Origin of the sequence: Aeromonas sp. FDAARGOS 1408, assembly GCF_019048665.1 — a bacterium.
GTDB classification, from domain to species: Bacteria; Pseudomonadota; Gammaproteobacteria; order Enterobacterales; family Aeromonadaceae; genus Aeromonas; species Aeromonas dhakensis.
The window spans coordinates 66,993-91,885 of the sequence record NZ_CP077394.1 but is presented as its reverse complement, the minus strand read 5'-3'; the positions used below and the strand labels follow the sequence as shown (position 1 = coordinate 91,885).

Annotated in this window: 21 protein-coding genes and 4 tRNA genes; 9 read left to right on the top strand and 16 right to left on the bottom strand. The window is 63.0% G+C overall.

Annotated elements, in window-relative coordinates; all coding sequences use genetic code 11:
• Positions 1–4: 4 nt before the first annotated feature.
• Positions 5–1,318, bottom strand: coding sequence for a sodium-dependent transporter (locus I6L38_RS00525; protein WP_201885253.1), 1,314 nt, complete (start codon positions 1,316–1,318; stop codon positions 5–7).
• Positions 1,319–1,532: 214 nt separating this feature from the next.
• Entirely contained in the window at positions 1,533–2,372 is an 840-nt protein-coding gene (locus I6L38_RS00520) for an isopenicillin N synthase family oxygenase (protein ID WP_010636209.1), read from the bottom strand.
• A gap of 209 nt (positions 2,373–2,581) precedes the next feature.
• Here I6L38_RS00520 and I6L38_RS00515 point away from each other — a divergent pair, with 209 nt between their 5' ends.
• Positions 2,582–3,145 carry a DUF2799 domain-containing protein gene (locus tag I6L38_RS00515; RefSeq protein WP_201880149.1) on the top strand — a complete coding sequence of 188 codons (564 nt, stop codon included), beginning with the start codon at positions 2,582–2,584 and terminating at the stop codon, positions 3,143–3,145.
• A 59-nt stretch (positions 3,146–3,204) separates the two neighbouring features.
• On the opposite strand, the gene I6L38_RS00510 is transcribed toward I6L38_RS00515, so the two are convergent.
• Together I6L38_RS00510 and I6L38_RS00505 are read right to left on the bottom strand one after the other, a co-directional pair.
• Positions 3,205–4,026 (bottom strand): Cof-type HAD-IIB family hydrolase, encoded by an 822-nt coding sequence (locus I6L38_RS00510; RefSeq protein WP_005304856.1) that lies wholly within the window; start codon positions 4,024–4,026, stop codon positions 3,205–3,207.
• Positions 4,027–4,405: 379 nt separating this feature from the next.
• Positions 4,406–5,647, bottom strand: a complete 1,242-nt coding sequence (locus I6L38_RS00505; RefSeq protein ID WP_201883701.1) for an MFS transporter — start codon at positions 5,645–5,647, stop codon at positions 4,406–4,408.
• 153 nt (positions 5,648–5,800) lie between these two features.
• Here I6L38_RS00505 and I6L38_RS00500 point away from each other — a divergent pair, with 153 nt between their 5' ends.
• The gene (locus I6L38_RS00500) at positions 5,801–6,424 is read left to right on the top strand and encodes a metalloregulator ArsR/SmtB family transcription factor (RefSeq protein WP_019840775.1); all 624 of its coding nucleotides are present in this window, start codon (positions 5,801–5,803) and stop codon (positions 6,422–6,424) included.
• Between the two features lie 307 nt (positions 6,425–6,731).
• Complete coding sequence (locus I6L38_RS00495; RefSeq protein ID WP_005304871.1) at positions 6,732–7,208, top strand: Lrp/AsnC family transcriptional regulator; 477 nt, start codon at positions 6,732–6,734, stop codon at positions 7,206–7,208.
• A 93-nt stretch (positions 7,209–7,301) separates the two neighbouring features.
• Here the strand turns inward: I6L38_RS00495 and I6L38_RS00490 are convergent, their stop codons facing one another.
• The 3 genes from I6L38_RS00490 to I6L38_RS00480 form a co-directional block, all read right to left on the bottom strand.
• Positions 7,302–7,619, bottom strand: coding sequence for a hypothetical protein (locus I6L38_RS00490; protein ID WP_005304873.1), 318 nt, complete (start codon positions 7,617–7,619; stop codon positions 7,302–7,304).
• Between the two features lie 145 nt (positions 7,620–7,764).
• A complete protein-coding gene (locus tag I6L38_RS00485) occupies positions 7,765–7,992 on the bottom strand; it encodes a hypothetical protein (RefSeq protein ID WP_005304875.1) in 228 nt (75 codons plus the stop codon).
• A 32-nt stretch (positions 7,993–8,024) separates the two neighbouring features.
• On the bottom strand, positions 8,025–8,450 hold the full coding sequence (locus I6L38_RS00480) for a MarR family winged helix-turn-helix transcriptional regulator (RefSeq protein WP_024943177.1): 426 nt from the start codon (positions 8,448–8,450) through the stop codon (positions 8,025–8,027).
• Between the two features lie 204 nt (positions 8,451–8,654).
• On the opposite strand from I6L38_RS00480, the gene I6L38_RS00475 reads away from it, so the two are divergent.
• From I6L38_RS00475 to chrA, 3 genes are all read left to right on the top strand, one after another.
• Positions 8,655–9,659 (top strand): NADP-dependent oxidoreductase, encoded by a 1,005-nt coding sequence (locus tag I6L38_RS00475; protein WP_139724867.1) that lies wholly within the window; start codon positions 8,655–8,657, stop codon positions 9,657–9,659.
• A gap of 157 nt (positions 9,660–9,816) precedes the next feature.
• Positions 9,817–10,260: an NUDIX hydrolase gene (locus I6L38_RS00470; RefSeq protein WP_005304883.1), complete on the top strand. Its 444-nt coding sequence runs from the start codon at positions 9,817–9,819 to the stop codon at positions 10,258–10,260.
• A 229-nt stretch (positions 10,261–10,489) separates the two neighbouring features.
• Positions 10,490–11,650 carry a chromate efflux transporter gene (gene chrA, locus I6L38_RS00465; RefSeq protein WP_216988988.1) on the top strand — a complete coding sequence of 387 codons (1,161 nt, stop codon included), beginning with the start codon at positions 10,490–10,492 and terminating at the stop codon, positions 11,648–11,650.
• 80 nt (positions 11,651–11,730) lie between these two features.
• On the opposite strand, the gene msrB is transcribed toward chrA, so the two are convergent.
• The 4 genes from msrB to malQ all read right to left on the bottom strand — a co-directional run bounded on the left by msrB (position 11,731) and on the right by malQ (position 18,770).
• Positions 11,731–12,123 (bottom strand): peptide-methionine (R)-S-oxide reductase MsrB, encoded by a 393-nt coding sequence (gene msrB / locus I6L38_RS00460; RefSeq protein ID WP_201880141.1) that lies wholly within the window; start codon positions 12,121–12,123, stop codon positions 11,731–11,733.
• Positions 12,124–12,179: 56 nt separating this feature from the next.
• Positions 12,180–14,321 carry a glycogen debranching protein GlgX gene (gene glgX / locus I6L38_RS00455; protein WP_215270500.1) on the bottom strand — a complete coding sequence of 714 codons (2,142 nt, stop codon included), beginning with the start codon at positions 14,319–14,321 and terminating at the stop codon, positions 12,180–12,182.
• The gene (gene glgB, locus I6L38_RS00450) at positions 14,321–16,498 is read right to left on the bottom strand and encodes a 1,4-alpha-glucan branching protein GlgB (RefSeq protein WP_201889646.1); all 2,178 of its coding nucleotides are present in this window, start codon (positions 16,496–16,498) and stop codon (positions 14,321–14,323) included. Before glgB ends, glgX begins: the two co-directional genes overlap by 1 nt.
• 82 nt (positions 16,499–16,580) lie before the next feature.
• Positions 16,581–18,770, bottom strand: a complete 2,190-nt coding sequence (malQ, locus tag I6L38_RS00445) for a 4-alpha-glucanotransferase (protein WP_201889645.1) — start codon at positions 18,768–18,770, stop codon at positions 16,581–16,583.
• A 347-nt stretch (positions 18,771–19,117) separates the two neighbouring features.
• Between malQ and gap the strand changes: the two genes are divergently transcribed.
• A complete protein-coding gene (gene gap, locus I6L38_RS00440; protein WP_005304894.1) occupies positions 19,118–20,113 on the top strand; it encodes a type I glyceraldehyde-3-phosphate dehydrogenase in 996 nt (331 codons plus the stop codon).
• 115 nt (positions 20,114–20,228) lie between these two features.
• The gene (locus tag I6L38_RS00435; protein WP_201880135.1) at positions 20,229–21,095 is read left to right on the top strand and encodes a D-hexose-6-phosphate mutarotase; all 867 of its coding nucleotides are present in this window, start codon (positions 20,229–20,231) and stop codon (positions 21,093–21,095) included.
• 70 nt (positions 21,096–21,165) lie between these two features.
• Here I6L38_RS00435 and nadA read toward each other — a convergent pair whose 3' ends face one another.
• Positions 21,166–22,239 carry a quinolinate synthase NadA gene (gene nadA, locus I6L38_RS00430; protein ID WP_043171916.1) on the bottom strand — a complete coding sequence of 358 codons (1,074 nt, stop codon included), beginning with the start codon at positions 22,237–22,239 and terminating at the stop codon, positions 21,166–21,168.
• A 140-nt stretch (positions 22,240–22,379) separates the two neighbouring features.
• On the opposite strand from nadA, the gene I6L38_RS00425 reads away from it, so the two are divergent.
• Positions 22,380–24,485, top strand: coding sequence for a methyl-accepting chemotaxis protein (locus I6L38_RS00425; RefSeq protein ID WP_201880132.1), 2,106 nt, complete (start codon positions 22,380–22,382; stop codon positions 24,483–24,485).
• Positions 24,486–24,534: 49 nt separating this feature from the next.
• On the opposite strand, the gene I6L38_RS00420 is transcribed toward I6L38_RS00425, so the two are convergent.
• From I6L38_RS00420 to I6L38_RS00405, 4 genes are all read right to left on the bottom strand, one after another.
• Positions 24,535–24,610 (bottom strand) — tRNA-Val (locus I6L38_RS00420).
• 16 nt (positions 24,611–24,626) lie between these two features.
• Positions 24,627–24,702 (bottom strand) — tRNA-Lys (locus I6L38_RS00415).
• 23 nt (positions 24,703–24,725) lie between these two features.
• Positions 24,726–24,801: transfer RNA gene (locus I6L38_RS00410), tRNA-Val, on the bottom strand.
• Between the two features lie 16 nt (positions 24,802–24,817).
• Positions 24,818–24,893, bottom strand: a tRNA-Lys gene (locus I6L38_RS00405).

Sequence of the window (24,893 nt, the reverse complement as noted above, 5' to 3'; positions counted from 1 at the left end):
CCGGTTATACCAGCCCGCGTACCAGGATGCCGCCGATGAGCAGCGGTGCCAGCCAGCGCCAGCAGCCCATCAGCAGGGTGTGCCAATGCAGGGCCAGGCCGGCGGGCAGCGCCTGGCGACCGAGCCGCCAGCCCAGCAGCAGGGTGAGCGCCAGCCCGAACATCGGCATCATCAGGTTGGAGGTGACGAAGTCGAGCAGCTCGAAGATGTTCTTGCCAAACAGGGTCACGTCCGCCCAGGGGCCGAACGACAGGCTGACCGGAATGCCGTTGGCCATCACCAGCACAGTGATCAGGCTGCAGGCGGCCCGTCGTGACCAGCCCAGACTCTCGCTGACGAAGCACTGCAGGTGCTCCAGCAGCGAGATGGCCGACGAGAGTGCCGCCACCACCAGCAGGACGAAGAACACCACCGCCAGCCCCTGGCCAAACGGCAACTGCTGGAACACCGCCGGCATGGTCATGAAGGTGAGACCCGGGCCGGAGGCGGGATCGATGCCGGTGGCCGCCAGCACAGGGAAGATCATCAAGCCCGCCAGCACGGCGATGAGGCTTGCCAGCAATACCACCCAGAGGCTGGAGCGGCCGACCCCCTCGCTGGAGGGCAGGTAGGCGCCATAGGTGGTGTGAATGCCCAGACCAATGGAGAGGGAGAAGAACGCCAGCCCCATGGCATCGAGCACGCCGGACATGCCGAGCTTGCTGAAGTCCGGCATCAGGAAGTGGCGTACCCCGGCCATGGCATTGGGCAGGGTGAGGCCAAAGGCCACCAGCATCAGGATCATGATGAACAGGGCCGGCATCATCCAGCGCAGGGTGCGCTCCACCCCCTTCTGCACGCCCCCCTGCACGAACCACCAGGTGAGCCCGGCAAACAGCAGGTGGGTAAGCACCGGCCAGAGCGGATCCCCCACATAGTCGTTGAAGCGGGCGGTCAGGGCCGCGCCATCACCGTGCTGCAGGCTGCCCGCCAGCGCCATGCCGGTGTAGCCCAGGGTCCAGCCGCCCACCACGCTGTAGAAGCTGTAGATGAGCAGGCTGCTGAGCAGCCCCATGGCGCCGACCCAGCGCCAGCGCTTGCCCATCAGCTCACCGAAGGCTCCCACCACCCCGCGCCGGCTCAGGCTGCCGAGCAGCGTCTCCCCCATCAGCACCGCCCCCCCCAGGGTGAAGCTGAACAGCAGAAACACCAGCAGGAAGGCGCCGCCGCCGTTGGCGGCCGTCACATAGGGGAACTTCCAGATAGCGCCGAGACCGACTGCGGAACCGGCGGCGGCCAGGATATAACCGAGCCGGGATGACCATTGGGACTGCTTCATAAGAACTCCAACCGTGGGGCCCGCCACAAGGGGCCCAAAATGACGCTCAGAGTACGGGGAGGGCTGCGCAATCACAACGCCGCCTATCTGGATAAAGCGCGCATTATTGGCATAATTACCTAATTAAATTCTATTTAATGCACAATCCTGCCAACAAATAAAAACCGGAGCAATTTTGCTCCGGTTTTACAGGGTGGTGGGACAGCTTTGGGGACTAGATCACCCCCAGCTCCCGCAGCCGTTCCATCAGGTAGCTGTGGGCGGTATGACGCTCGGAGAGCACCACGTCCGGCCGCGGGTGGAGGAACAGCGGCAGGGAGATGCGTGACTTGGCGGCGCTGCCGCCGGTCGGGTTGATGACGCGGTGGGTGGTGGAGGGGTAGTAGCCGCGGGAGGCCTCCTGCAGCATGTCGCCGATGTTGATGATGAGGGTGCCAAAGTCGCAGGGCACGTCCATCCACTCGCCATCGGAACCCTTCACCTGCAGGCCAGGTTCGTTGGCGGCGGGCAGTATGGTCAGCAGGTTGATGTCTTCGTGGGCGGCGGCGCGGATGGCGCCCGGCTCCTCGGTGCCGTCGAACGGCGGGTAGTGCAGCACCCGCAGCAGGGTTTTCTGGCTCTCTTCAATCATGGAGGAGAGCGGGCAGCTGTAGTGGGCGGCGATGTCGCTCGGGGTGTACTGCTCGACCCAGCCCAGCAGCTCGGCCGCCAGGTCGTTGGCGAGGCGGTAGTACTCCATCGCCTGCTCTTTCAGCTCGGCCGGCATCTGGCCCCAGGGGTAGATGTGGAAGTACTCCTTGATGTCCTTCTGGCTGTGGCCCTTGGCCACTTCGGACACCGACGGCGGGAAGTAACCGTCCTGGGTCTCGCGATTGAACAGGAAATCCTGCTTCTGCTCGCTCATGAAGAAGCGATACCAGTTGTCATAGATGGACTGCACCAGCTCTTTCGGGATGGGGTGATTGGTCAGCACCCCGAAGCCGGTGGTCCGCAGGGATTCGGTGAAGCGCTGCGCCGCGTCGGGCGAGCGGTAATCGACGGTCAGGACTTTCATTGTTTTTGTTACGCGCCAGTTAAAAGATGGCGCAGTTTACCCCGTGACCGGCGACAAGGAAAGGGCGCGGGCCGCTACGTCGCCAGCCTGTGCAAATAGTGACAAACCGCTCAAAAAACGGCGCCGGCCGACGCCGCTTTTCATCCCTTGTCCTGCCCCGGCATCCTCTCTAGAATGCCCCCCATCATCTCTCTCGGAGCCCGTCGTCCATGTCCCCCAAGATCCTGTTGCTGACCCTGCCCTTCCTGCTCGCCGGTTGCAGCTCGCTGTCGGAAGAAGAGTGCCGCACCATGAGCTGGTACAACCTGGGTTATCAGGATGGCGAGCAGGGCAAGACCCCGAGCGCCACCCGCGACTACGTCTCGACCTGCGGCGAATACGGCCTCAAGGTGGACGAGGCGGAGTGGAAACGGGGCTATGCCAAGGGGCTGGAGCTCTACTGCATTCCCGAGCTCGCCTACAGCAAGGGCAAGTCCGGCGCCGAGTATCAGGGCGTCTGTCCCAACGATGCCAGCTTCCTGACCCAGTACGACCGCGGCCGCAAGGAGTACCTGGTGGAGAAGCAGCTGAGCGATCTCAAGAGCGAGATGGAGCGGACCGAGCGCGACATCCAGACGCTGGAGCGCCAGATCCGCAACGAGAACGACAGCAAGCAGCGCGACTACTACCGCGCCCAGCGCGAGCGCGCCATCCGTCACTACGAGGGGCTGCGCCGCGACTACAACCGGATCCGCTTCCCGGATCGGGTGATCCAGTTCACCTTCGGGAACTGACAAACCAAAAGGGGCCGACATGGCCCCTTTCTGCTTCTGCCACTCTCTGTTTCTGCCCCCTAGGCGGGCAGAACCCAGCGCTGCAGCGCCAGCGCGATACCGTCCTCGTTGTGATCGGCGGTCACCCGATCTGCCAGCGCCTGGATCTGTGACGCCGCGTTGCCCATGGCCACCGCCAGCCCCACCTGTTCGAACATGCTGATGTCGTTGTTGTTGTCGCCAAACGCCACCACGTTCTCCATCGCGATCCCTTCGCTCGCGGCCCACTGGGCCAGCCGGTTACCCTTGCTGCAGCCGGGCTGCACCAGCTCCACCGCATAGGGCGCCGCCCAGTCGCAGGTGAAGGGCAGCTGCGCGACCACCTCTGCCATGAAGTGATGGAGCAGGGCGGGATCCTGGTTGAACAGCTCCAGCTTCCAGACCGGCCGGCTGAGCCAGCTCGCCAGATCCTCCGCCGGCAGCAGGGAGATCTTGAGATGATCCGGCTGGGCCGCCGACCAGTGGCGCATCCGGGTCACATGCTCCTCGCAGCCGAGGTAGCCGATCCCCTCGTCGAGGTGGAACAGGGCCCCCATCTGGTGCGCCTGCACCTCGGCCAGCAGCCGGCCGAGAGGGGACACCGCCAGCGGATCCCCGCTCAGGATCCTCTCCTGCACCGGATCATAGAGGTAGGCGCCGTTGCTGCAGATGATGGGGGTGTCGAGGGCCAGCTCGTGATGGAAGGGGCGGGCTGTCATGAAGTGGCGCCCGGTCACCAGCAGCACCTTGATGCCGTGGGCGCGGGCCTGGGCCAGTGCGGCCCGGGTGGCGGACGAGATCTTGTGATCCCGGGTCAGCAGAGTGCCATCCATATCCAGTGCAATGGCCTGAAAACGACTCATATCACCTCCAAAATGTCGAAACGAATGCGGTGCCATACCTACCCGCTTCCAACGCCAGGGCCTGATAACAACTCATATCACCGCCAAGCGTGTCGAAACGAATGCGGCGCCATACCTACCCGCTTCCAACGCCAGGGCCTGATAACAACTCATATCACCGCCAAGCGTGTCGAAACGAATACGCCGCCATACCTACCCGCTTCCAACGCCAGGGCCTGATAACGATTCATGCCACCGCCAAAGGCTGAGCATCGCAAGGTACAGATGAAGCAAGGGAGCACCGGGCGATCGGGCAAGCGAAGCAAAGAGCCATACCGTCCCAGAGTCGGCGCCACGATGCAAGCGCCGGCAGCCCCCTCCGTCTCGTTCTGTGATCCCGTCAGCCGGCTTCCACCTGGGCGTCGAACCGCTGCCGCCGATCCGCCGCCCGGCGCAGGCCATAGAAGCCGGCGGCGCAGAGCAGACCGCACAGCGCCGCCAGATAGAAGGGCCACTCGGTGCCCGCCAGCAGCACCAGGCTACCGACCACTACCGCCAGGATCTCGCTGCCCACCGCCAGCCCGCGATAGAGCCCCATCGCCTGCCCCTGTTGCTCGGCGTGGCTACGGTTGGAGACGGCCACCGAAGTGGCCAGCTCCCCCAGGCTCATGCCGATGCCGACCGGGATAAAGGTGAGCGCCAGCCCCCACCAGTGGCTGGGCAGGATGAAGAGCAACATGCCAGCCGCCATCACCAGATGACCGACGATCCCGAGGGAGCTGCCGCGCCAATGGCGAGCCAGACGGGAGCCCAGCCAGGATCCCGCGATCATGGGCACGCTCACCAGCACGGCGGCCTGCGCCAGCTGCACCGGATCCCAGGCCAACCGCTCCACCAGCCAGACGTTGAAGTAGGTGAAATAGAGCTGCACCGCCCCGTAGCTGAGCAGGGTCAGCACGAAGTAGGGCAGCAGCACCGGCTGCAGCAACAGTTGACGGGAAGAGAGGGCCGGTGCCGGCTGCTCACTGCGGGCCACCGCCGGCCGATTGGGCAGCAGCCAGAGCACCAGCAGCAGGTTGACCAGGGTCATGGCCACCGCCAGCCAGGCCGCCAGGCTGTAATCACCGGATACCACGGCCGCATAGCCGCCGATCATGGGGCCCACCACCCAGCCCAGGTTCATGCCGATGTTGATCCAGGCGAAGCTGCGTGCCTTGGTTTTGGCGGTGCTCATGTCGGCCGCCATGGCCTGCACGATGGCGATGTCACCGTTAAAGAAGCCCTCCACCACCCGGCTCAGCAACAGCAGTGGCAGGGAACGCCAGGCGATCCCCAGCGCCATCAGGGCATAGCCCACCAGCACGCCCACCAGACAGAGGGTCAGCACCGGCTTGCGGCCATGGCGATCGGAGAGCTTGCCCAGCCAGGGGGAACCCACCAGCTGGAACAACGGATAGAGTCCCATGATGACCCCCAGCCACACCTTGCGGCTCCAGTCCGACGCTTCCGGCGTCAACATGCCCTGGGCCGGATCCAGCAACAGCGGCGCCAGCACCGGGGATGGCAGGCTGAAGCCCGCCACCGCCAGCGTCACCGTCATCACCAATACCCACAAGCTGGCCTGTCCCTTGATCCTCTCCATGTTCGCCTCATTAAATAAAGTCATTGGTTTATTTATGTTGGCCAGTGAACTGGATTAAGTAAAGCGAATTGTTGATTAAAGAAATCCCTCTCCCCATAATGGGTACCTGAGCGCCACCCCTCTGGCGTGCCAGCCGATCACGAGAGCCGCCCCATGAATGCCAGCACCGACAAGATACTCCACCTGTTGAAGACCAAAGGCCCCCAGAGTGCCGCCGAGCTTGGGGAGCAGCTGCAGATGACCTCCATGGGCGCCCGCCAGCACCTGATGACGATGGAAGCCGACGGCTGGGTAAGTTTCAACGACGAGGCCCGCGGGCGCGGCAGGCCGGTGCGGCTGTGGCACCTCACCGAGCAGGCCTGGCAGCGCTTCCCCGACAGCCACAGCGAGCTGACCCTGCAGCTTATCGACAACATCCAGCAGCTGTTTGGCGCGGTGGGCATGGAGCGGCTGATCGACCAGCGGGAACAGCAGCAGCTGGCCCGCTATCAGGCCGAGCTGAACCAGCCGGCGCTGGCCGACCGGCTGGCCAGGCTCAAGGAGCTGCGCTGCCGAGAGGGCTATATGGCTGACTTGCGTCAGGAGGAGGATGGCAGCTGGCTGCTGTGGGAGAGTCACTGCCCCATCTGCGCGGCGGCGAGCGCCTGCCGGGGCTTTTGTCGCAGCGAGCTGGCGCTGTTTCGCCGCTTGCTGGCGCCGGCCGAGGTGGAACGGGAACAGTATCTGCTGGAGGGGGATCACCGCTGCCTCTACCGCATCAAGCCGCAGCAGGGCTGAACGCCGCGCACAAAAACAACAAAGCAGGCGCCGGGATGCCTGCTTTGTTGCCTTCGGGGAGGGGATGTCCTCGTTCCAGCCCGTCGTAGCCCGATAAGGTGGGACGGCTGATGGGGCTCTTGACCCGGTAAAGTCATTTGCCACAGAGACCGGGTTGGGTTTCTGTCTTGCCACCGGAAGATGTAACCATGGTACCCCTGCCGGCCCGGTGAGTGGTTGCGAAGTAGCATGTATTTTCAGTTGTTTTTGCAATAGTTCACCCTTAATCTAGGAAAAGTGAATTAGTAATTGCAACGAGGAACGGAGAATGCTGAAACTTGATCGCATTGACAGGCATATTCTGGAGTTGATGCAGGAGAATGGCCGCATCAGCAACCTGGAGCTAGCCGAGCTGGTCGGGCTCTCCCCCTCCCCCTGCTCCCGCCGGGTCAAGGCGCTGGAAGATGCCGGTCTCATCGACACCCACGTCACCCTGCTCAACGCTCGCCAGCTGGGGCTGACCCTCACCGCCTACATTCATATCTCCATGGATCGGCACACCCCGGAGCGGTTCGAGAATTTCGATCGGGCCATCAGCGAACTACCCGAAGTGCTGGAGTGCGACCTCATCACCGGCAATGACGCCGACTACCAGCTCAAGGTGGTGGTGCGGGACATGGAGCACTATCAGCACTTCCTGCTGGACAAGCTGACCCACATTCCGGGGGTGACCGGGGTGCGATCCAGCTTCGTGCTGCGCCGGATCAAGCACAAGACGGCGCTGCCGCTCAATCACCTGGGTTGATTGCCAGCCACTCAGGTCAGCGCAAGATCAAAAAGAGGAGGCCCAAAAGCCTCCTCTTTTTACATGTTCAAACTGCTGGTGCTGGCAGGGTACTCAGACCGCCACCTGGCTCACGTCCTGCACCTGCAGGAGCCAGCCGGCCTGCTCCTGCTGCGGCTCACCGCTGACCCGCAGCCGCTCGCCGGTTGGCACCCACTGCCCCTGGGGCAGGGAGACCAGCAGACTCTCGCTGCCGTTGTCGAACAGCCAGCGATCCTCCCCCAGCGACTCAATCAGATAACCTTCCATCTCCACTCTGGACTCGGCTTGCCAGGATGGCGCAACGGAATCACGGCTCTCGATGAAATCCCCCTGAACACCAAAACTGGCCAGCCCCCACAGAATGGAGAGCCCAACCAACGATGATTGCATCTCGTCTCTCCTCTTTTGGAACTGTAGGGCCAGTATGGGAAGAGAAAACTGAGCGCACCATGAACAAGGTGGCAAAGTGCCGACGGGATCGCGAAAAAAACCGGCCAATCGGCCGGTCGTGTCATTTTATGGCGTCTGGATCACACTATTTGGCGGCTTCCTCTGCCATCCGTGCGGCCCTTGGCTTATTCGTCCACATGGCAACACCGCGATGATCCGCGCAGATCCCCTCCTCCACCACGGCCCGCACCCGGGTGCCATCCTTGCAGATCGCCTGCCAGGCATCGGCATCGTCGATGGCCATCGACGGGGAGTGGGAACTGGTGCTGCAGGCACCCAGCAGCAGAGCAAACAGGGGCAACAAGATTCTCATGGAGGGCTCCTCAGACGGATGGTCGGTCGAACTCAACGCCCCAGCTGGGCCGAGATGCGATCGCAGAGCTGCTTGAGCTGGGCCAGTTCAGCATCGGCCAGATCCACCTGATTGCGCAAGCTGTCTGCCAGACAGCAGCCCTGCACCTCCTGCTGCAACTGGCGGCCCGCCTCGGTCAAACGAATGCATTTTTGCCGCTCATCCTCGCGGGAGACGGTGCGGGTCAGCCAGCCCTTGCTCTCCAGCCGCTTGACGATGGGGGTCAGGGTACCCGCATCCAGCCCGGTCTCCTGGCCTATCTCCTTGAGGCTCACCTCGTCCCGCACCCACAGCGACAACATCACCAGATACTGGGTGTAGGTGAGATCCAGCTTGTCCAGCAGCGGCCGGTAGGCCCGCATCACAGCATTGGAGGCGCTGTAGAGGGCAAAACAGACCTGCTTTTTCAATTCACTCATGGGGCACCTCGCTGACGACTGGGGCCAGTATACCCCAGGAAAATCGGGGGTCGAATAATTTGCACACAAAACAGTTGTCAGCCCTCCGTTTCAGGATTAACCTGATTTTAGTTTGCACGCAAACAAAATCATCCAGCGCCGCCGACACACAGGGCCCGGCCCGTCGCCGGCGAGGCTTGCACCAGATCCAACGGGAGAACCGCCATGAATGCCACCAGCCATCAAATCCAACTGCTGCGCCGCCCGGTCGGCCTGCCCGCCGCAGCCGACTTCGCCCTGGTCGAGGTGCCGCTTCCCCTCTTGCAGGAGGGCGAGGTGCAGGTCGCCAACCAGTGGCTGTCGGTGGATCCCTACATGCGCGGTCGCATGAGCGAGGCCAAGAGCTATGTGCCCCCCTTCCCCCTCAACGGCCCCCTCGATGGCGGCGCCATCGGCGTGGTGGAGGCCTCGCGCCACCCGGATTTCGCGGTGGGCGACCGGGTGAGCAGCATGCTGGGCTGGCGCGATCGCTTCATCGCCAACGGCGCCCAGCTGACCAGACTGCCCGACACCCGCCTGCCGCCCCAGCGCTTTCTCGGCGCCCTCGGCATGCCGGGCATGACCGCCTGGACAGGGCTCAACCGCATCGCCAAACTGCAGGCCGGTGAAACCGTGCTGGTGTCGGCCGCCTCCGGCGCCGTCGGTTCCATGGTGGTGCAGCTCGCCAAACGGGCGGGGGCCCGCATCATCGGCTCCACCGGGTCGGCCGACAAGGTGGCCTACCTCAAGAGCCTGGGGGCCGACGAGGTGATCAACTACCGCGAGACCCCGGATCTCGATGCCGAGCTGGCCCGGCAGGCACCGGAGGGGATCCACGTCTACTTCGAGAACGTGGGGGGCGCCATGCTGGACGCCGCCCTCAACCACATGGTGGTGCACGGTCGCATCGTGATGTGCGGGCTCATCGAGCAGTACAACGGCCAGAGCGAGGCGAGCGGGCCGCGCAACCTCTCCCAGGTGATCCGCAAGCGCCTCACCATGCAGGGGCTGATCGTGTTCGATCACTGGCAGCACTACGGCGAGTTTCTGGCCGAGGTGACCCCGGCCTTCGACGCCGGCACCCTGCAGGCCGAAGAGACCGTTTATCAGGGGCTCGCCAGCATGCCGCAGGCCTTCATCGGGCTGTTCGAGGGGCGCAACACCGGCAAGATGCTGGTCAAGCTGGGGTGATCCGCAGCACTGGTGCCTGACGCCGCAGACTGCTTGCATGACGGGCCCATCCAACCTAAGGTGGGCCCGTTTTTTATGGTGCAATTCGCCGTTTGTGCAAGGAGCCGCTCATGGGCTCCCTGCTTGTCCCGCGTCATCCCTGCAAGGAGCCCTTCTTATGTCAACTCCCTATCCCCGCGTCGGTGTCGGCGTGATCCTCACCAACCGCCAGGGCCAGGTGCTGCTTGGCAAGCGCAAGGGGAGCCACGCCCCCTACTGGTCCATCGCCGGCGGCCATCTGGAGCTGGGAGAGACGTTCGAATCGGCAGCGATCCGGGAAGTGGCCGAGGAGACCGGTTTTCGGATCAGCAACCCCAGCGTCATCGCCGTCACCAACAACCTGGAGACCTGGCGCGAGAGCGGCCTGCACTATGTCTCGGTCACCCTGCTGGCCGAGGTAGAGGGAGAACCCCAGCTGCTGGAGCCGGAGAAGTGCGAAGGCTGGGTCTGGTGCGACCCGCGCAATCTGCCAGAGCCCCACTTCGATGCCAGCCGCCAGTCCATCGCCTGCTGGCTTGCTGGCCGTTGCTACCTGCCGACCCCGAGCCAGCCGGCCCCATAAGCCATCGTCTGCTGGCTGGCGAATCGTTGCTACCTGCCGACCTCGAGCCAGCCGGCCCCATAAACCATCGCCTGCTGGCTGGCGAATCGTTGCTACCTGCCGACCTCGAGCCAGCCGGCCCCATAAGCCATCGCCTGCTGGCTGACAAGGCGCGGCTACCTGCCAGCAGCCCCCTGATTTGTCATAAAAAAGTCACCGCTTTGTCATATCATCTCCACCGTCTGATGAAATGCGCGAGGGGAGCAACGAGGTGGGACAGGTATTCATGCAATTTCTGTGGCTGGGCTGCATCAGCTTTGGCGGACCGGCCGCCCATATCGGCTACTTCCAGCGTACCTTCGTCGAGCGGCTGGGCTGGCTGACCCAGGCCGAATTCGCCCAGTTGCTGGCCCTCTGCCAGCTGCTGCCGGGCCCCGCCTCCAGCCAGCTCGGCTTTGCCATCGGCCGCCAGCGGGCAGGGCTTGGCGGAGCGCTGGCCGCCTTCGCCGGCTTCACCCTCCCCTCCTTCCTGCTGTTGCTGGCCGCCGCCATCGGTCTGGGCCAGCTCGGCAACAACGTCTGGCTCGATACCGCCCTGCACGGCCTCAAGCTGCTGGCGCTGGTGGTGGTGGCCGATGCGGTGCTCACCATGAGCCGCCAGTTCTGCAAGACAACGCGCAATCAGGGGATCATGGTCGCCACTGCGGCCGCCCTCTGGTGGCAACCCGGCCTGCTGACCCAGCTCGTCATGCTGGCGGGCGCCGCCCTGCTCTGTGCCCGCCAGGCAGACCACAGCGGCACTCCCTTGTCGTCTGCCGGCGCAGTGAGCCGACCCCACTGGCCCACCCTGCTGCTGTTCGCCCTGCTGTTTGTCGGCCTGCCGCTGCTGGGGGGCTCCGTCGGCCAGCTGGTCACCGACTTCTACCGGGCCGGCAGCCTGGTGTTTGGCGGCGGCCACGTGGTGCTGCCCCTGCTGGCGGAGAGCGCGGGGCACAGCCTCAGCCAGCAGCAGCTCCTGACCGGCTACAGCCTGGCCCAGCTGGTGCCCGGTCCCATGTTCACCCTGGCGACCTATCTCGGCGCCCAGTTGCTGCCGGCCACCCCGTTGGGCGGTGCTCTGCTGGCGACCCTGGCGCTGTTTCTGCCCGGTTTTCTGCTGCTGTGGGCCATGGGCCCCTCCTGGCAGAGCTGGCTGGCACGCCCTCGACTCGCCGGCGCCGTAGCCGGCATCAACGCCGCCGTGGTGGGTCTGCTGCTGGCGGCACTCTATCAGCCGGTCTGGCAGAGCGCCGTGCTGGCCCCCACCGATCTGGCGCTGGCCGCCGTCGGCTTCTACCTGCTGCGGGCACTCAGGCTGCCCATCCTGGCGCTGGCGACCCTGTTGATGGGCGCCACCCTGCTGCTGGCCTGAGCGACCCTGGCGGCAACCACAAAGAAACGGCCCCCTGCCAAGGCAGGGGGCCGTTTTTGCATGTATGTCGATCGCCAGGCTCAGGGCTCGGGATCGAAATCCAGGCTCAGGCTGTTGACGCAGTAGCGCTGGCCAGTCTCGGTCGGCCCGTCCGGGAAGACGTGACCGAGGTGGGAGCCGCACTGGCTGCAGGTGATCTCCACCCGTTTCATGCCGTGGCTGTTGTCCTCTGTGTAGGTCACGGTCCCGTCAATGGCCCGATCGAACGAGGGCCAGCCGCAGCCCGAATCAAACTTGGCATCCGAGTGAAACAGCACCTGCTTGCAGCAGACGCACAGGTAGTCGCCGCTCTTGCGGTTGTGGAGCAGGGCGCCGCTGTAGGGACGCTCCGTGCCCTTCTCCCAGCAGACGCGATACTGCTCGGCGCTCAACTGCTTGCGCCACTGCTCGGGGTTGGGGGTGTTGCCGCTCATACTGACTCCTTGCCGTGAATAACGGTGCCCAGCATACCCAGTCAGGGCGCCGCACTCTACCCCGCCAGCGGGAACTGTGATCCCGTTGGCAACACGGCGGCAACATCCGCAGTGGCAAGCGCCTCTTCCTCCGCCAGCGCCACCGCACTCAGGGCTACCCGCTCCAGCAGCTTGAGGGAGTGGGCCCGGCCCACCGCCACCTGCCGCTTGATGTCGTCGGGCAGGAACGGCAAGCCGTCATTGGTGGCGGTGTCGATGGTCTGGATCCACTCCATGCCATCCCCCGGCGGCGGCAAGCGAAACTGGATGTCGTAGTCGCTGGCGTTGAACAGCACGAACCAGCGCTCCCCGCCGCAACCGATCATCCCGATGTCCATGGCAAACGCCTGCCCCATGGGGGCGTGCCAGTCCTGATCGGTGAGCTGATGACCGTCCGGGTGATACCAGTTGACCTGGTGGCAGCTGCTGGGGGCGCCATTCCAGCTGTCGTCGCTCAGCTGCAGGTTGGAGAAGACGGTGGACTCCGCCCGCAGCGCCATCATCTGCTGGGTGAAGGCAAGTAGCCGCTCGTCCTCCGGTCGCCACTGCCAGTTGACCCAGCTGATCTGGTTGTCCTGGCAGTAGGCGTTGTTGTTGCCAAGCTGGCTGCGGCCCATCTCGTCGCCGGCGAGGAAGTGCGGTGTCCCTTGTGACAGCAGCAGGGTGGCGATCAGGTTGCGCTTCTGCTGCTGGCGCAGGTTGTTCACCCTGGGGTCGAGCGTCGGCCCCTCGACTCCGTGGTTGCAGGAGAGGTTGTTGCCGTGGCCGTCCCGGTTGTCCTCACCGTTGGCCTGGTTGTGGCGCTGGTTGTAGGAGACCAGATCCTCCAGGGTGAAGCCGTCGTGATAGCAGAGGTAGTTGACGCTGGTATGGGGGGAACGCCAGTTCTTCGGGAACAGATCCCGTGAGCCCACCAACCGGGTGGCAAAGTCCCCCATCTTGCCCGCATCGCCGCGCCAGAAGGCGCGCACCGTGTCGCGGTAGCGGTCGTTGATCTCCAGCCACTGGCTCGGAAACTGGCCGAGGCGATAACCGAAGGGGCCGATGTCCCAGGGCTCGGCGATGAGCTTGACCCGCGCCAGCACGGGATCCGCCATCATGGCCTTGAAGAAGGCCCCCATGGGGTCAAACTCCCCCGCCTCGCGCGCCAGGGTGACCGCCAGATCGAAGCGAAAGCCGTCCACCTGCATCTCGGTGACCCAGTAGCGCAGGGCATCGAGCACCAGCCGCAGGCTGTTGGGGTGATCCAGATTGACGCTGTTGCCGCAACCGGTGACGTTGGCGTGGCGAGTGTAATCGGGGCCGTGGGCCCCCGCCTCGAAGGCGTAGTAACCGGCGTTGTCAAAACCCTTGAAGGAGAGCACTGGACCGTCGAAGCCCGCCTCTGCGGTGTGGTTGTAGACCACGTCCAGGATCACCTCGAGCCCGGCCCTGTGCAGCTCGCGCACCATGGTCTTGAACTCGGTCACCGCCTCCTGCGCCGCATAGCGCGGCTCGGGGGCGAAGAAGGCGATGGGGTTGTAACCCCAGTAGTTGGTGAGCCCCAACTGCTCGAGCCTGGGCTCGGACATGAAGGCCGCCACCGGCATCAGCTGCACCGCGCTAACGCCGAGGGACTTGAGATGTTCGATGATGAGCGGGTGGCAGATCCCCAGATAGGTGCCGCGCAGCTCGCTCGGTACCCCCTGATGCTGGCGGGTGAGGCCCTTGACGTGGGCCTCGTAGATGACGGTGCGGGCCGGCTCGATGGCGGGCTTGCCCACCCCCTGCCAGTCGAATGCGTCATCCACCACCACCGATTTGGCCACCATGGCCGCGCTGTCCCCCTGATAGAGGTCATCGTCCCAGTAGGTGGGGCGGCTGAGTGCCCTGGCATAGGGGTCGATCAGCAGCTTGTCCGGGTCGAACAGCATCCCCTCCTGGGAGATGCCGTGCACACGGTAGCCGTAGCGCTGGCCGGCCCGAACCCCGCGCACATAGCCGAAGCGATACTGGCCGCGCCGGCCGGGCAGCTCGAGACGGGCCAGCTCCCGCTCCTGCTCGTCGAACAGGCAGAGCTCCACCTTGTCCGATTGCGGTGCCCAGACGCAGAAGTGACAACCCGTCTTGTCGAGCAGCACTCCCAGCGGGTAGTCCTGCCCCTTTTCCATTGCAAACATCAAAGCTCCTGTTTGATGAACAAGGTCGCGAGCGGCGGCAAGTCCAGCACTATGCTGTGCGCCATCCCCTGCCAGGGGGTCGGCTCGGCGACGAACACCAGACCCACATCATAGTTGCTGCCCCAGTAATGCTCGCTGTCGGTATTGAGCACCACCCGGTAGTGACCGGCCGCAGGCACCCCGAGGCGATAACCGATACGCGGCACCGGGGTGAAGTTGCAGGCCACCACCAGCGGGTTGGCTCCCTGCTTGTCGGCCCGCAGCCAGGCGAAGATGCTGTTGTCGGCGTCGTTGTGATCCAGCCAGCGGAAGCCGTTCTGCTCATAGTCCGCCTGATACAAGGCAGCTTCATGACGGTAGAGGTGGTTGAGGTCATGGATCAACCGCTGCTGGCCGCCGTGCTTGGGATACTGCAGCAGGTGCCAAGGCAGCTGGGCATCGTGATTCCACTCGTTGCTCTGGGCGATCTCGGTGCCCATGAAGTTGAGCTTCTTGCCGGGATGAGCATACATGAAGCCCATGTAGGCGCGCAGGTTGGCCGCCTGCTGCCACTCGTCCCCCGGCATCTTGTAGAGCATGGAGTGCTTGCCGTGCACCACCTCGTCGTGGGAGAGCGACAGAATGAAGTTCTCGTCATAGTGGTACACCATGGAGAAGGTCATGTCGTTGTGGTGGTAACGGCGGTGAATGGGCTCCTTCTGCATGTAGGTGAGGGTGTCGTGCATCCAGCCCATATTCCACTTGAAGCCAAAACCCAGCCCCCCCAGGAAGGTGGGACGGGAGACCCCGGCAAAGGCGGTGGACTCCTCGGCGATGGTCATGGCGTGGGGGTACTTGCCGTACACCTCCTCGTTGGTCCACTTGAGCAGGCTGATCGCCTCGTAGTTGTGGTTGCCGCCATCGACGTTGGGCACCCACTCCCCCTCGTTGCGGGAATAGTCCAGATAGAGCATGGAGGCCACCGCATCCACCCGCAGGCCGTCGACGTGGAACTTGTCGAGCCAGAACAGGGCGCTGGCCACCAGGAACTGGCGCACCGTATTGCGACCGAAGTCATAGATGTAGGAGTTCCAGTCCGGGTGCCAGCCGCGGCGCGGATCTTCGTACTCGTAGAGCGGGGTGCCGTCGAAGCGAGCCAGACCGTGGGCATCGGACGGGAAGTGGGCGGGCACCCAATCCAGAATCACGCCGATCCCGGCCTGGTGGCACTGATCCACGAAGTATTTGAAATCATCAGCCGTGCCGTAGCGGCTGGTGGGGGAGAACATGCCCACCGGCTGGTAGCCCCAGGAGCCGCTGAACGGATGCTCGGAGACCGGCAGCAGCTCGATGTGGGTGTACTCCATCTCTTTGACGTAATCGACCAGCTCCACCGCCAGCTCGCGCCAGCTCAGGCTGTCACCGTTGGGGTGACGCTTCCAGGAGCCGACGTGCAGCTCGTAGATGGAGAGCGGCTGCTCGCGCTTGTCGTTGAGCTGGCTCTCGCGCCAGGCGGCATCCTGCCACTGGTACTGGTCGTGGTCATAGACCACGGAGGCGAACGAGGGGTACTGCTCGCAGTAGAAACCCACCGGGTCGCTCTTGTGCGGCAGCCGGTTACCCATGGGGTCTTTCAGTTCGAACTTGTAGCGATCCCCCGCCTTGAGGCCCGGCACGAACAGCACCCAGTGACCGCACTGGCTGCGCTGCATCGGGTGACGACGGCCATCCCAGAAGTTGAAATCGCCGATCAGGCTCACCGCGGTGGCGCTCGGCGCATAGACCGCAAAGCGCACCCCTTCCACTCGCTGGTCCAGATGCTCCACGGTGCGCAGCTGGGCACCGAGCGTGTGGTAGAGGTTTTCCGGCTGGTAGGTGAGCTCCGCCAACCCGGCCCAGCCCGCATCCTGGAACTGATAGGGATCGATGACCTCGACGGTGGCATCTGGGTAGTCGGCAAGCAACTGGTAGGGGAAGGGATTTTTACGGCGGGTGAAAACAGTTTCAAAGAGGCCCGAATCATCGGAGGGCGCCAGGGTGGCAACAATCTTGCCCGACTTGAGATCCCTGACCCTTACGGCCTGGGCATCGGGTAACCAGGCGGTCAGCTTGAGGCCGGGCCCATCCGGATTGGCCTGCAGGCCTAAGTGGGAGAAGGGATCGGAACAGCGGGCTGCAACCAAACGTTCAACGAGCATCGAGATTTCCTTTCATAGCTGAGCATCCGCTCCGGCCTGGGCCGAAGCGGATGTAAGTGAGTCACGTTTTGTCGGCAGTGGCTCAACGACTGGCCTCGTCACGGGCCTGGCTCATCTTGCCTGCCAGCGCCTTGAGCGCCTCATTGGCAAAAATATCCTCCAGATCGGTGGAGAGCTTGCGGCGCCAGTTCGGGTACTCGTAACTGGTGCCAGGCACGTTGACCGGCTTGTCCATCTCCAGCCAATCCTCCAGCTGGGTGCTGAACAGGGCGCAGCTGCCGCGAGACATATGCAGTTGCAGACCGTGGTTGAGCTCGGTGTTCATGCCGACCCAGTTCACGTCGTGGCTGATGTTGCCGGAGATCACCCCGTGGCCGTGCAGGCTGTCGAGAATGCGCTGCTTGGCCTGGTGGCGATCAGCATACAGGGTCTTGAGTACGTCTTCATCCGGATACAAGCCCAGCTCGCGCCCCAGCGCCAGATCGTCACAATGCCAGAAGCCCTTGAGGGTCGGCATGTCGTGGGTAGTCAGCGCCGACATCGCCTGCTCGGCATAGTGGGCCGGGGAGATGAAGCCACCATCGTCCTTGGAACGTTCGAAGAAGAACACCTTGTAGGAGTGGACGCCGTTCTCTTTGAGGGTCACATCGATCCCCTCCGGCACGGTACCGAGATCCTCGCCGATCAGCAGACACTGGTTGCGGTGGGACTCGAGGGCCAGGATGCCGAGCAGGTCGTTGACCGGGTAATAGATGTAGGCGCCTTTGGCGGCGGACTCTCCGGGTGGCACCCACCACAGGCGCAGCAAGGCCATCACGTGGTCGATACGCAGCGCACCGCAGGAGCGCATGTTGGCACGGAACAAGTCCACCATCGGCTGATAGGCCGCCTCGAACAGCTGGTTCGGGTTCATGGGGGGCAGGCCCCAGTTCTGGCCGAGCGGACCCAGAATATCGGGCGGCGCACCGACCGAGGCTTTCGGGCAGTAGAGATCCCGGTTGGCCCAGATCTCGGTAGAGCCTTCGGAGACGCCCACCGCCAGATCGCGGTAGATCCCCATCACCATGCCGGCCGCCTTGGCACGGGTGTCGGCCCGGGCCAGCTGCTCGTCAGCCAGGAACTGCAGATAGAGGTAGAAATTCACGTCCTGACTGTGCTCGGCCATCCAGGCCGCCACTTCAGGATTGTGATAGTCGCGAAACGGCTCCGGCCACACCGGCCAGCCCCAGGCATTCTCGCCCTTGGCATAGAAGTGGGCTTGCAGGGCATCGAAGGCAGCCTGTTGCTGCAGGCTGTCGCCACCGGCGGCGACGAACGCATCGAAGGCGGCCTGACGCTCGGCACTCAAGCTGGCCTGATCGAACACCTGGCGCAGCATGCCGAGTTTGGTCTCGATGACGCCGGTGTAATCCACGTTGCCCTTGGCACGCAGCTCGCTCAGATGCTGCTGGAAGGCGGGGCTTGCCACTTCCGCCTTGAGACCTGCGTTCCCTTGGAATTCGGGCACGGCCTCCACATCGATGTAGGCCACGTTGAGCCAGCGTCGGGACGAGGGGCTGTAAGGGCTGGCGCTCTCCGGGTTGGCCGGATAGAGGGCATGGATCGGGTTGAGGCCGACGAAGTGGGCGCCCCAGGCGGCCATCTTCTCGACCAGCTGACCCAGATCGCTGAAATCGCCGATGCCCCAGTTGTGGCGGCTGCGCAGGCAGTAGAGCTGCACGCTCGGGCCCCACACCTTGCGGCCATTGGCGATGGGAGGCTGCTTGTAGCACGCCTTGGGCGCGACGATGAGGCGCATGCTGGCGAGCGGCTCGTCGTTGCCCTCCTCCAGCAGGAGCAGATCGTGATAACCCAGCTCGGGCTGCACATCCAGGGCCACGCGATAGGCTTGGCACTCCATCTCTTCGAATTCGGCCACGCCGACCAGCTCACCGTCGATGGGGGTGAATTGACCGGACAACAGGCCGCCCTGCTCCAGCTTGAGCTGCCAGGTGAGGGCGTCGTTGACGAATTCGATGGGCAGACGGACTTCAAGGGTAATGGGCTCGCCGCTGCGAACCACCATCACGGGATCCAGCGCACGCAGCCAGTGCTGGCGGTGCTCCTGCTCAAGCTGCTCGGTCAGGGCGGCCTCGTCGTCGACGCGGTAACCCATGGCGCCCAGCATGGCGGCCTTGCTCTCTTCGGATACCTGAGCCGGGTGGCCCCAGGCATCAACATACTCGCTGGCGATACCTTTAGCGGCAGCCAGCTGTTCAATCAGGGTGGTCATAGTTTGAGAATTCCCGCTGTGGATTCTATCTATACTATTTTGATTAATTTTTATGGGTGGTACTTGAACAGTGGCTCTATGGGCCATGCTAAACCGCGCACATTTTTACACATCTGTCTGGCTGGTTGTGTGACCGAGTAGGCACTATTGTTGATAACTGCCACGCCGGTTCAATCGATAGTTATTTCGCCAAAAGCTGGTAGTCAGTTACATAAACAGAAAATAAATTTCACAGTTTTTCATGATATAGCGCAATTTCAGACAGATTGTTGGTTGACTCGCGGGGGAGTTCTAGTAAATTTACAAGCGGAATTTTCTTTGACTACTGAACAGTTAGGTAACCAATTATGACTATCAAAGTAGGTATTAACGGTTTTGGCCGCATCGGTCGCTTCGTCTTCCGTCTGGCTTGCGAGCGCAACGACATCGAAGTTGTTGGTATCAACGATCTGATCGACGTTGACTACATGGCTTACATGCTGAAGTACGACTCCACTCACGGCCGCTTCAAGGGCACCGTTGAAGTCAAAGACGGCAACCTGGTTGTCAACGGCAAAACCGTACGTGTTACCGCTGAACGTGACCCGGCCAACCTGAAATGGGATGCCATCGGTGTTGACGTTGTTGCCGAAGCTACCGGTCTGTTCCTGACCGACGAGACCGCTCGCAAGCACATCGCTGCCGGCGCCAAGAAAGTTGTACTGACCGGTCCGTCCAAAGACGCTACCCCGATGTTCGTAATGGGCGTTAACCACGCCACCTACGCTGGCCAGGACATCGTTTCCAACGCTTCCTGCACCACCAACTGCCTGGCTCCGATCGCCAAAGTACTGAACGACACCTTCGGTATCGAATCCGGTCTGATGACCACCGTTCACGCTACCACTGCAACCCAGAAGACCGTTGATGGTCCGTCTGCCAAAGACTGGCGCGGTGGCCGCGGCGCGGCTCAGAACATCATCCCGTCCTCTACCGGTGCTGCCAAGGCTGTTGGCGTCGTTATCCCGGAACTGAAAGGCCTGCTGACCGGTATGGCTTTCCGTGTTCCGACTCCGGACGTATCCGTAGTTGACCTGACCGTCAACCTGAAGAAAGCGGCCACCTACGCAGAAATCTGCGAAGCGATGAAAGCTGCTTCCGAAGGCGCCATGAAGGGCGTGCTGGGCTACACCGAAGACGAAGTGGTTTCCACCGACTTCCTGGGCGAGCGTCAGACCTCCGTGTTCGACGCCAAGGCTGGTATCCAGCTGACCGACAAGTTCGTTAAAGTTGTATCCTGGTACGACAACGAAATGGGCTACTCCAGCAAGGTTCTGGACCTGATCGCTCACATCTCCAAGTAATTTGGGATAAGCAATCAAGTAGCTTGAAAAAGGCGGCCATGGGCCGCCTTTTTGTATTCTGGACCGGGATTATTCCACCCTTCTCTTCTGAATGTGCGCGAGCACAGGAGTCCTCATGCAACCGACACGCACTCTGACTGCCCACTGTACCCTCAGCCACCACCCGGCAGGCCAGCCGCTGCTGACCATCGACAACGGCTACGCCAGGGCACAAATCAGCCTGTTTGGAGCCCACGTACTGAGCTATCAGCGCCATGATGAACCCGCATCCATCTGGCTCAGCGACAAGGCTGTGCTGGATGGCAGCAAGCCCATTCGCGGCGGCATTCCTCTCTGCTGGCCCTGGTTTGGCCCGGCGCCAGCCCGCGTCGGCAGCGGCAAACCCTCCCACGGCTTTGCCCGCACCAGCCTGTGGACGCTGGATGGCGTTTCCGATCACGGCGACGGTACGCTCGTCCATCTGTCTCTGCGTGACAACGAGATCACTCGTCAGCTCTGGCCCCACGCCTTCGAGCTAGAGCTGGACGTACTGGTGGGCAAGGAGCTGGCCCTGGTACTGACTACCCGCAACACAGGTAAAGAGCCCCTTGTCTACAGCGGTGCCCTGCACACCTACCTGCAGATAAGCTCACCGGAGGCAGTGAGCGTCAGCGGCCTTGGCGAGCCCTATGCCGACAAGCTGACCGGCCAGAATGGCCAACAGCAGGGCGCCCTGACCCTGAGCGGGCCGCTGGATAGGGTCTACTGGCAGCCAGACGCTCAGGTCAGCATTCAGGATGGCGAACGCGAGACCCGGGTGGTCAGCGGCAACCACGACAGCGTGGTAGTCTGGACTCCCTGGCTGGAAGGCGCCCGCGCCATGGCCGACATGAGCGATGACGGCTATCGCACCATGCTGTGCGTCGAAGCAGCCATCGCCAGCGAGACAGGCGTGACCGTTGCACCGGATGAAGAGCACAGCTTCTCCACCGTGATCATCTGAGCCGAATGAGGTTCAGATAAATAAAGAGGGCTCCCGCGGGAGCCCCCTTTGCATCTGTTTGTCTTGGTGATCAGGCATTGCCCTGTGTCTTGAGCTTGAGCTCGGCGGCGAAGTTGAGCATGCGGTCGAGCGGGATCAGAGCCTTCACCCGCAGTGCCTCATCCACATGGATCTCGTGGCGCTCGGCGCCATCGGTCAGGGCTGACTTGATGGCCACCAGGCCGTTCATCGCCATCCAGGGACAGTGGGCACAGCTGCGGCAGGTCGCACCATCGCCACCGGTCGGCGCTTCCACCATCTCCTTCTCCGGGCAGGCCTGCTGCATCTTGTAGAAGATGCCGCGATCGGTCGCCACGATGAGCTTCTGCTGGGACAGCTCCCTGGCCGCCTTGATCAGCTGGCTGGTGGAGCCCACCGCATCGGCCAGTTCGATCACCGAGGCAGGGGACTCCGGGTGGACCAGCACGGCGGCATCCGGATTCTGCTCCTTCAGCTCGCGCAGGGCGCGGGCCTTGAACTCGTCGTGGACGATGCAGTGGCCCTGCCAGCGCAGCATCTCGGCGCCCGTCTTCTTCTCGATATAGGCCCCCAGGTGACGGTCCGGGCCCCAGATGATCTTGTGACCCTGGCTGTCCAGGTGCTCGACGATCTCCAGCGCGATGCTGGAAGTGACCACCCAGTCCGCCCGCGCCTTGACCGCCGCCGAAGTGTTGGCATAAACCACCACGATGTGATCGGGATGGGCGTCACAGAAGGCGGAGAACTGCTCGATGGGGCAGCCCAGATCGAGGGAACACTCGGCCTCCAGGGTCGGCATCAGCACCCGCTTGTGGGGGCTCAGGATCTTGGAGGTCTCCCCCATGAAGCGCACCCCGGCGACGATCAGGGTCTGCGCCTCATGATCGCGGCCAAAGCGGGCCATCTCGAGGGAGTCACCGACGAAACCGCCAGTCTCCTCCGCCAGCGCCTGGATCTCAGGATCCGTGTAGTAGTGGGCGACCAGCACAGCCTTACGCTCCTTGAGCAGTGCCTTGATGTCTGCGATCAGGGTCGTCTTCTGCTCGGCGCTCAGGGGAAGGGGCTTGGCCGGAAACGGATAGTCCATCTCGACTGCCGGCGGGACATTGTTCAGTGCATTGCTCATTGCGACTGTTCCATCAACGCTTGGAAAGGCAAAAATTATAACCAGAAGCCGTGCACAAACCCATCAACAAATCAGGTGCCGTGCAAGCGTCCGAATATACTCATGTCATTCGTTGTCATTCTTGCCAAAGGAGTAGTCGGATGAAACAACGTTCACTCAAGACCAAGCTGCTGCTGCTCACCATGGGTCTGTTTATCGCCAGCGGCCTCGCCATGACCCTGATGCAATCCTCCTCGCTGAACTCCCTGCGCAACGACATAGTGAGCCAGACCCGCCAGGCGCTGGAGCAGGAGGTATCCCGTACCCTGCAATTTCAAGCCGAGCGCTATGCGGTGCAGATAGCCGCTCTGCTGCAACAGTCCTATCAGGTGCCGCTGGGCATGGCAGCTCAACTGGAGGGCTGCATGGCTCAGCCTGACGGGCTGCTGAGCCGTCCCCAGGTCGAGATGCTGCTTCGCAGCCGTCTGCAGCAGGCCGGCGGCATCAGCTCCATCTACGCCCAGTTTGAGCCCGACGGGTATGACGGTCAGGATGCCAGCTGGATGGCTGGCGCCTCCCACTCCGTCGCCAGCAAGGGCAGCCTGGAGATTTATTTTACCCGGGATCAGGGGGGCCAGATCAGCCAGCAACCGGTGGATGCCGCCAGCAGTGCCGCCAAATACGACACCTCGGTCAACGAGTTCGGCATTCGCAACAGCGAGTGGTACCTGTGCGGCCGCGACACCCTGCGCCCCTGCCTGATGGAGCCCTATCTCTACGAAATCAGCCCGGGCAACCAGATGCTGATGACCAGCCTGACGGTGCCCATCCTGAAGGCGGGCAAATTTGCCGGCATCACCGGCGTCGACATGAACCTCCCCATCTTCCAGCAACTGGCCGAGAGCCTCGGCAAGAGCCTTTACGACAACCAGGCCGAGGTCACCCTGGTCAGCAAGATGGGGCTCATCGTCGGCAGCAACCGCCACGCCGACAAGCTGGGACGGCCGTTGACGGAAGCCGGCCTCACGGCCCCTACCGGCCAGGCACAGAGCACGGAGAGCGACTTCATCCTGCAGCAACCGGTCAGGATCGATGCCGCCGACAGCCAGTGGTGGCTGATGATCAAGGTGCCCAAGGCGCTGGCCCTCAGCCAGGCCAACACCATCAGCAACCAGCTGGGCGACCTGCTGCAGGCCACCCAGCAGCAGCAGTTGATCGCCATCGTCGTCGTCACCCTGCTGGCGCTGGCGTTGCTCATCTGGTTCATCCAGAGCATCACGGCGCCCCTCTCCCTCATCAGTCGCCATGTGTCTCACCTCGCCAGTCACGAGGGAGACCTGACCCAGCAGATGAAGATAGACACCCACCAGGAGCTGATCGAACTGGGCAGCCACCTCAACGCCTTCCTCGGCAAGCTGCGCGGCATGGTGCAGGGCAGCAAGCAGATCGGCCAGCAGGTGCACCAGCAGGCCAGCGGCATGAAGCAGACGGCCGATACCATGCGCAGCAGCCTGGATGAACAGAGCCTGGAGCTGGAGAGCGTGGTCAGCGCCATGCATCAGATGAGCACCACGGCAGTCAGCGTGGCGGGTTATGCGGAGCAGGCGGCCCAGGAGTCTGAGACGGCGACCCACCACATAAGCACGGCCCAGCAGACCCTGAGCCGGGCCCGCAACGAGATCCACACCCTGGTCGAGGACATGCATCAAGCCGACAAGGCGGTCGCTCAGGTTGCCCAGCGCAGCACCAATATCAGCCGCATTCTCGACGTGATCAGGGCCATCGCCGAACAGACCAACCTGCTGGCGCTCAATGCGGCCATCGAGGCGGCACGGGCCGGCGACATGGGGCGCGGTTTTGCCGTGGTGGCAGATGAAGTGCGGGCCCTGGCCAACAAGACCCGGGAGTCCACCGACGAGATAGGTCAGCTCATCGGCAGCCTGCAGACCGAAGTCAGCAGCAGCCAGCAGTTGATGAGTACCGGCATCGCCCGTTCGGCCAGCACGGTAGAAGGGACGGAGCAGGCGTTTGAAGCTCTCAACCAGGTGGTCACCCAGATCCAGCAGATCCACGACCACATCAGCCAGGTGGCCACGGCGGCCGAGCAGCAGAGCGCCGTCAGCGACACCATCAACCAGAACCTGATGCGGATCGGCGATGCCGCCACTACTCTGGGGCAGGAGGCCAATGCCAGCCACCGCCTGAGCGAGCAGTTGGAACAGGCCGCGACGGCGCTGGCCAACCAGCTCGAGCGGCTGAGAACCTGACGCCAAACAGCCATAAAAAAAGCCCGCATTGCTGCGGGCTTTTTCAATCTGGTGGTCGTTACTGGGATCGAACCAGTGACCCCCTCCTTGTAAGGGAGGTGCTCTCCCAGCTGAGCTAAACGACCTGGGATTCTGAAATGATGGTGGGTCGTGCTGGATTCGAACCAGCGACCAATTGATTAAAAGTCAACTGCTCTACCGACTGAGCTAACGACCCATCTAGATCATTTTTTACAAACTTGGTGGTCGTTACTGGGATCGAACCAGTGACCCCCTCCTTGTAAGGGAGGTGCTCTCCCAGCTGAGCTAAACGACCTGGGATTCTGAAATGATGGTGGGTCGTGCTGGATTCGAACCAGCGACCAATTGATTAAAAGTCAACTGCTCTACCGACTGAGCTAACGACCC

What these genes read in the sequence shown, in the direction of transcription:
- I6L38_RS00490 (WP_005304873.1), bottom strand. Translation starts at nt 7,619, where the DNA reads ATGCAATCATCGTTGGTTGGGCTCTCCATTCTGTGGGGGCTGGCCAGT.
- I6L38_RS00485 (WP_005304875.1), bottom strand. Translation starts at nt 7,992, where the DNA reads ATGAGAATCTTGTTGCCCCTGTTTGCTCTGCTGCTGGGTGCCTGCAGC.
- I6L38_RS00525 (WP_201885253.1), bottom strand. Translation starts at nt 1,318, where the DNA reads ATGAAGCAGTCCCAATGGTCATCCCGGCTCGGTTATATCCTGGCCGCC.
- chrA (WP_216988988.1), top strand. Translation starts at nt 10,490, where the DNA reads ATGCGCGAGGGGAGCAACGAGGTGGGACAGGTATTCATGCAATTTCTG.
- I6L38_RS00520 (WP_010636209.1), bottom strand. Translation starts at nt 2,372, where the DNA reads ATGAAAGTCCTGACCGTCGATTACCGCTCGCCCGACGCGGCGCAGCGC.
- glgX (WP_215270500.1), bottom strand. Translation starts at nt 14,321, where the DNA reads ATGTTTGCAATGGAAAAGGGGCAGGACTACCCGCTGGGAGTGCTGCTC.
- malQ (WP_201889645.1), bottom strand. Translation starts at nt 18,770, where the DNA reads ATGACCACCCTGATTGAACAGCTGGCTGCCGCTAAAGGTATCGCCAGC.
- I6L38_RS00505 (WP_201883701.1), bottom strand. Translation starts at nt 5,647, where the DNA reads ATGGAGAGGATCAAGGGACAGGCCAGCTTGTGGGTATTGGTGATGACG.
- I6L38_RS00470 (WP_005304883.1), top strand. Translation starts at nt 9,817, where the DNA reads ATGTCAACTCCCTATCCCCGCGTCGGTGTCGGCGTGATCCTCACCAAC.
- nadA (WP_043171916.1), bottom strand. Translation starts at nt 22,239, where the DNA reads ATGAGCAATGCACTGAACAATGTCCCGCCGGCAGTCGAGATGGACTAT.
- I6L38_RS00435 (WP_201880135.1), top strand. Translation starts at nt 20,229, where the DNA reads ATGCAACCGACACGCACTCTGACTGCCCACTGTACCCTCAGCCACCAC.
- I6L38_RS00480 (WP_024943177.1), bottom strand. Translation starts at nt 8,450, where the DNA reads ATGAGTGAATTGAAAAAGCAGGTCTGTTTTGCCCTCTACAGCGCCTCC.
- I6L38_RS00510 (WP_005304856.1), bottom strand. Translation starts at nt 4,026, where the DNA reads ATGAGTCGTTTTCAGGCCATTGCACTGGATATGGATGGCACTCTGCTG.
- I6L38_RS00425 (WP_201880132.1), top strand. Translation starts at nt 22,380, where the DNA reads ATGAAACAACGTTCACTCAAGACCAAGCTGCTGCTGCTCACCATGGGT.
- I6L38_RS00475 (WP_139724867.1), top strand. Translation starts at nt 8,655, where the DNA reads ATGAATGCCACCAGCCATCAAATCCAACTGCTGCGCCGCCCGGTCGGC.
- msrB (WP_201880141.1), bottom strand. Translation starts at nt 12,123, where the DNA reads ATGAGCGGCAACACCCCCAACCCCGAGCAGTGGCGCAAGCAGTTGAGC.
- I6L38_RS00500 (WP_019840775.1), top strand. Translation starts at nt 5,801, where the DNA reads ATGAATGCCAGCACCGACAAGATACTCCACCTGTTGAAGACCAAAGGC.
- I6L38_RS00515 (WP_201880149.1), top strand. Translation starts at nt 2,582, where the DNA reads ATGTCCCCCAAGATCCTGTTGCTGACCCTGCCCTTCCTGCTCGCCGGT.
- I6L38_RS00495 (WP_005304871.1), top strand. Translation starts at nt 6,732, where the DNA reads ATGCTGAAACTTGATCGCATTGACAGGCATATTCTGGAGTTGATGCAG.
- gap (WP_005304894.1), top strand. Translation starts at nt 19,118, where the DNA reads ATGACTATCAAAGTAGGTATTAACGGTTTTGGCCGCATCGGTCGCTTC.
- glgB (WP_201889646.1), bottom strand. Translation starts at nt 16,498, where the DNA reads ATGCTCGTTGAACGTTTGGTTGCAGCCCGCTGTTCCGATCCCTTCTCC.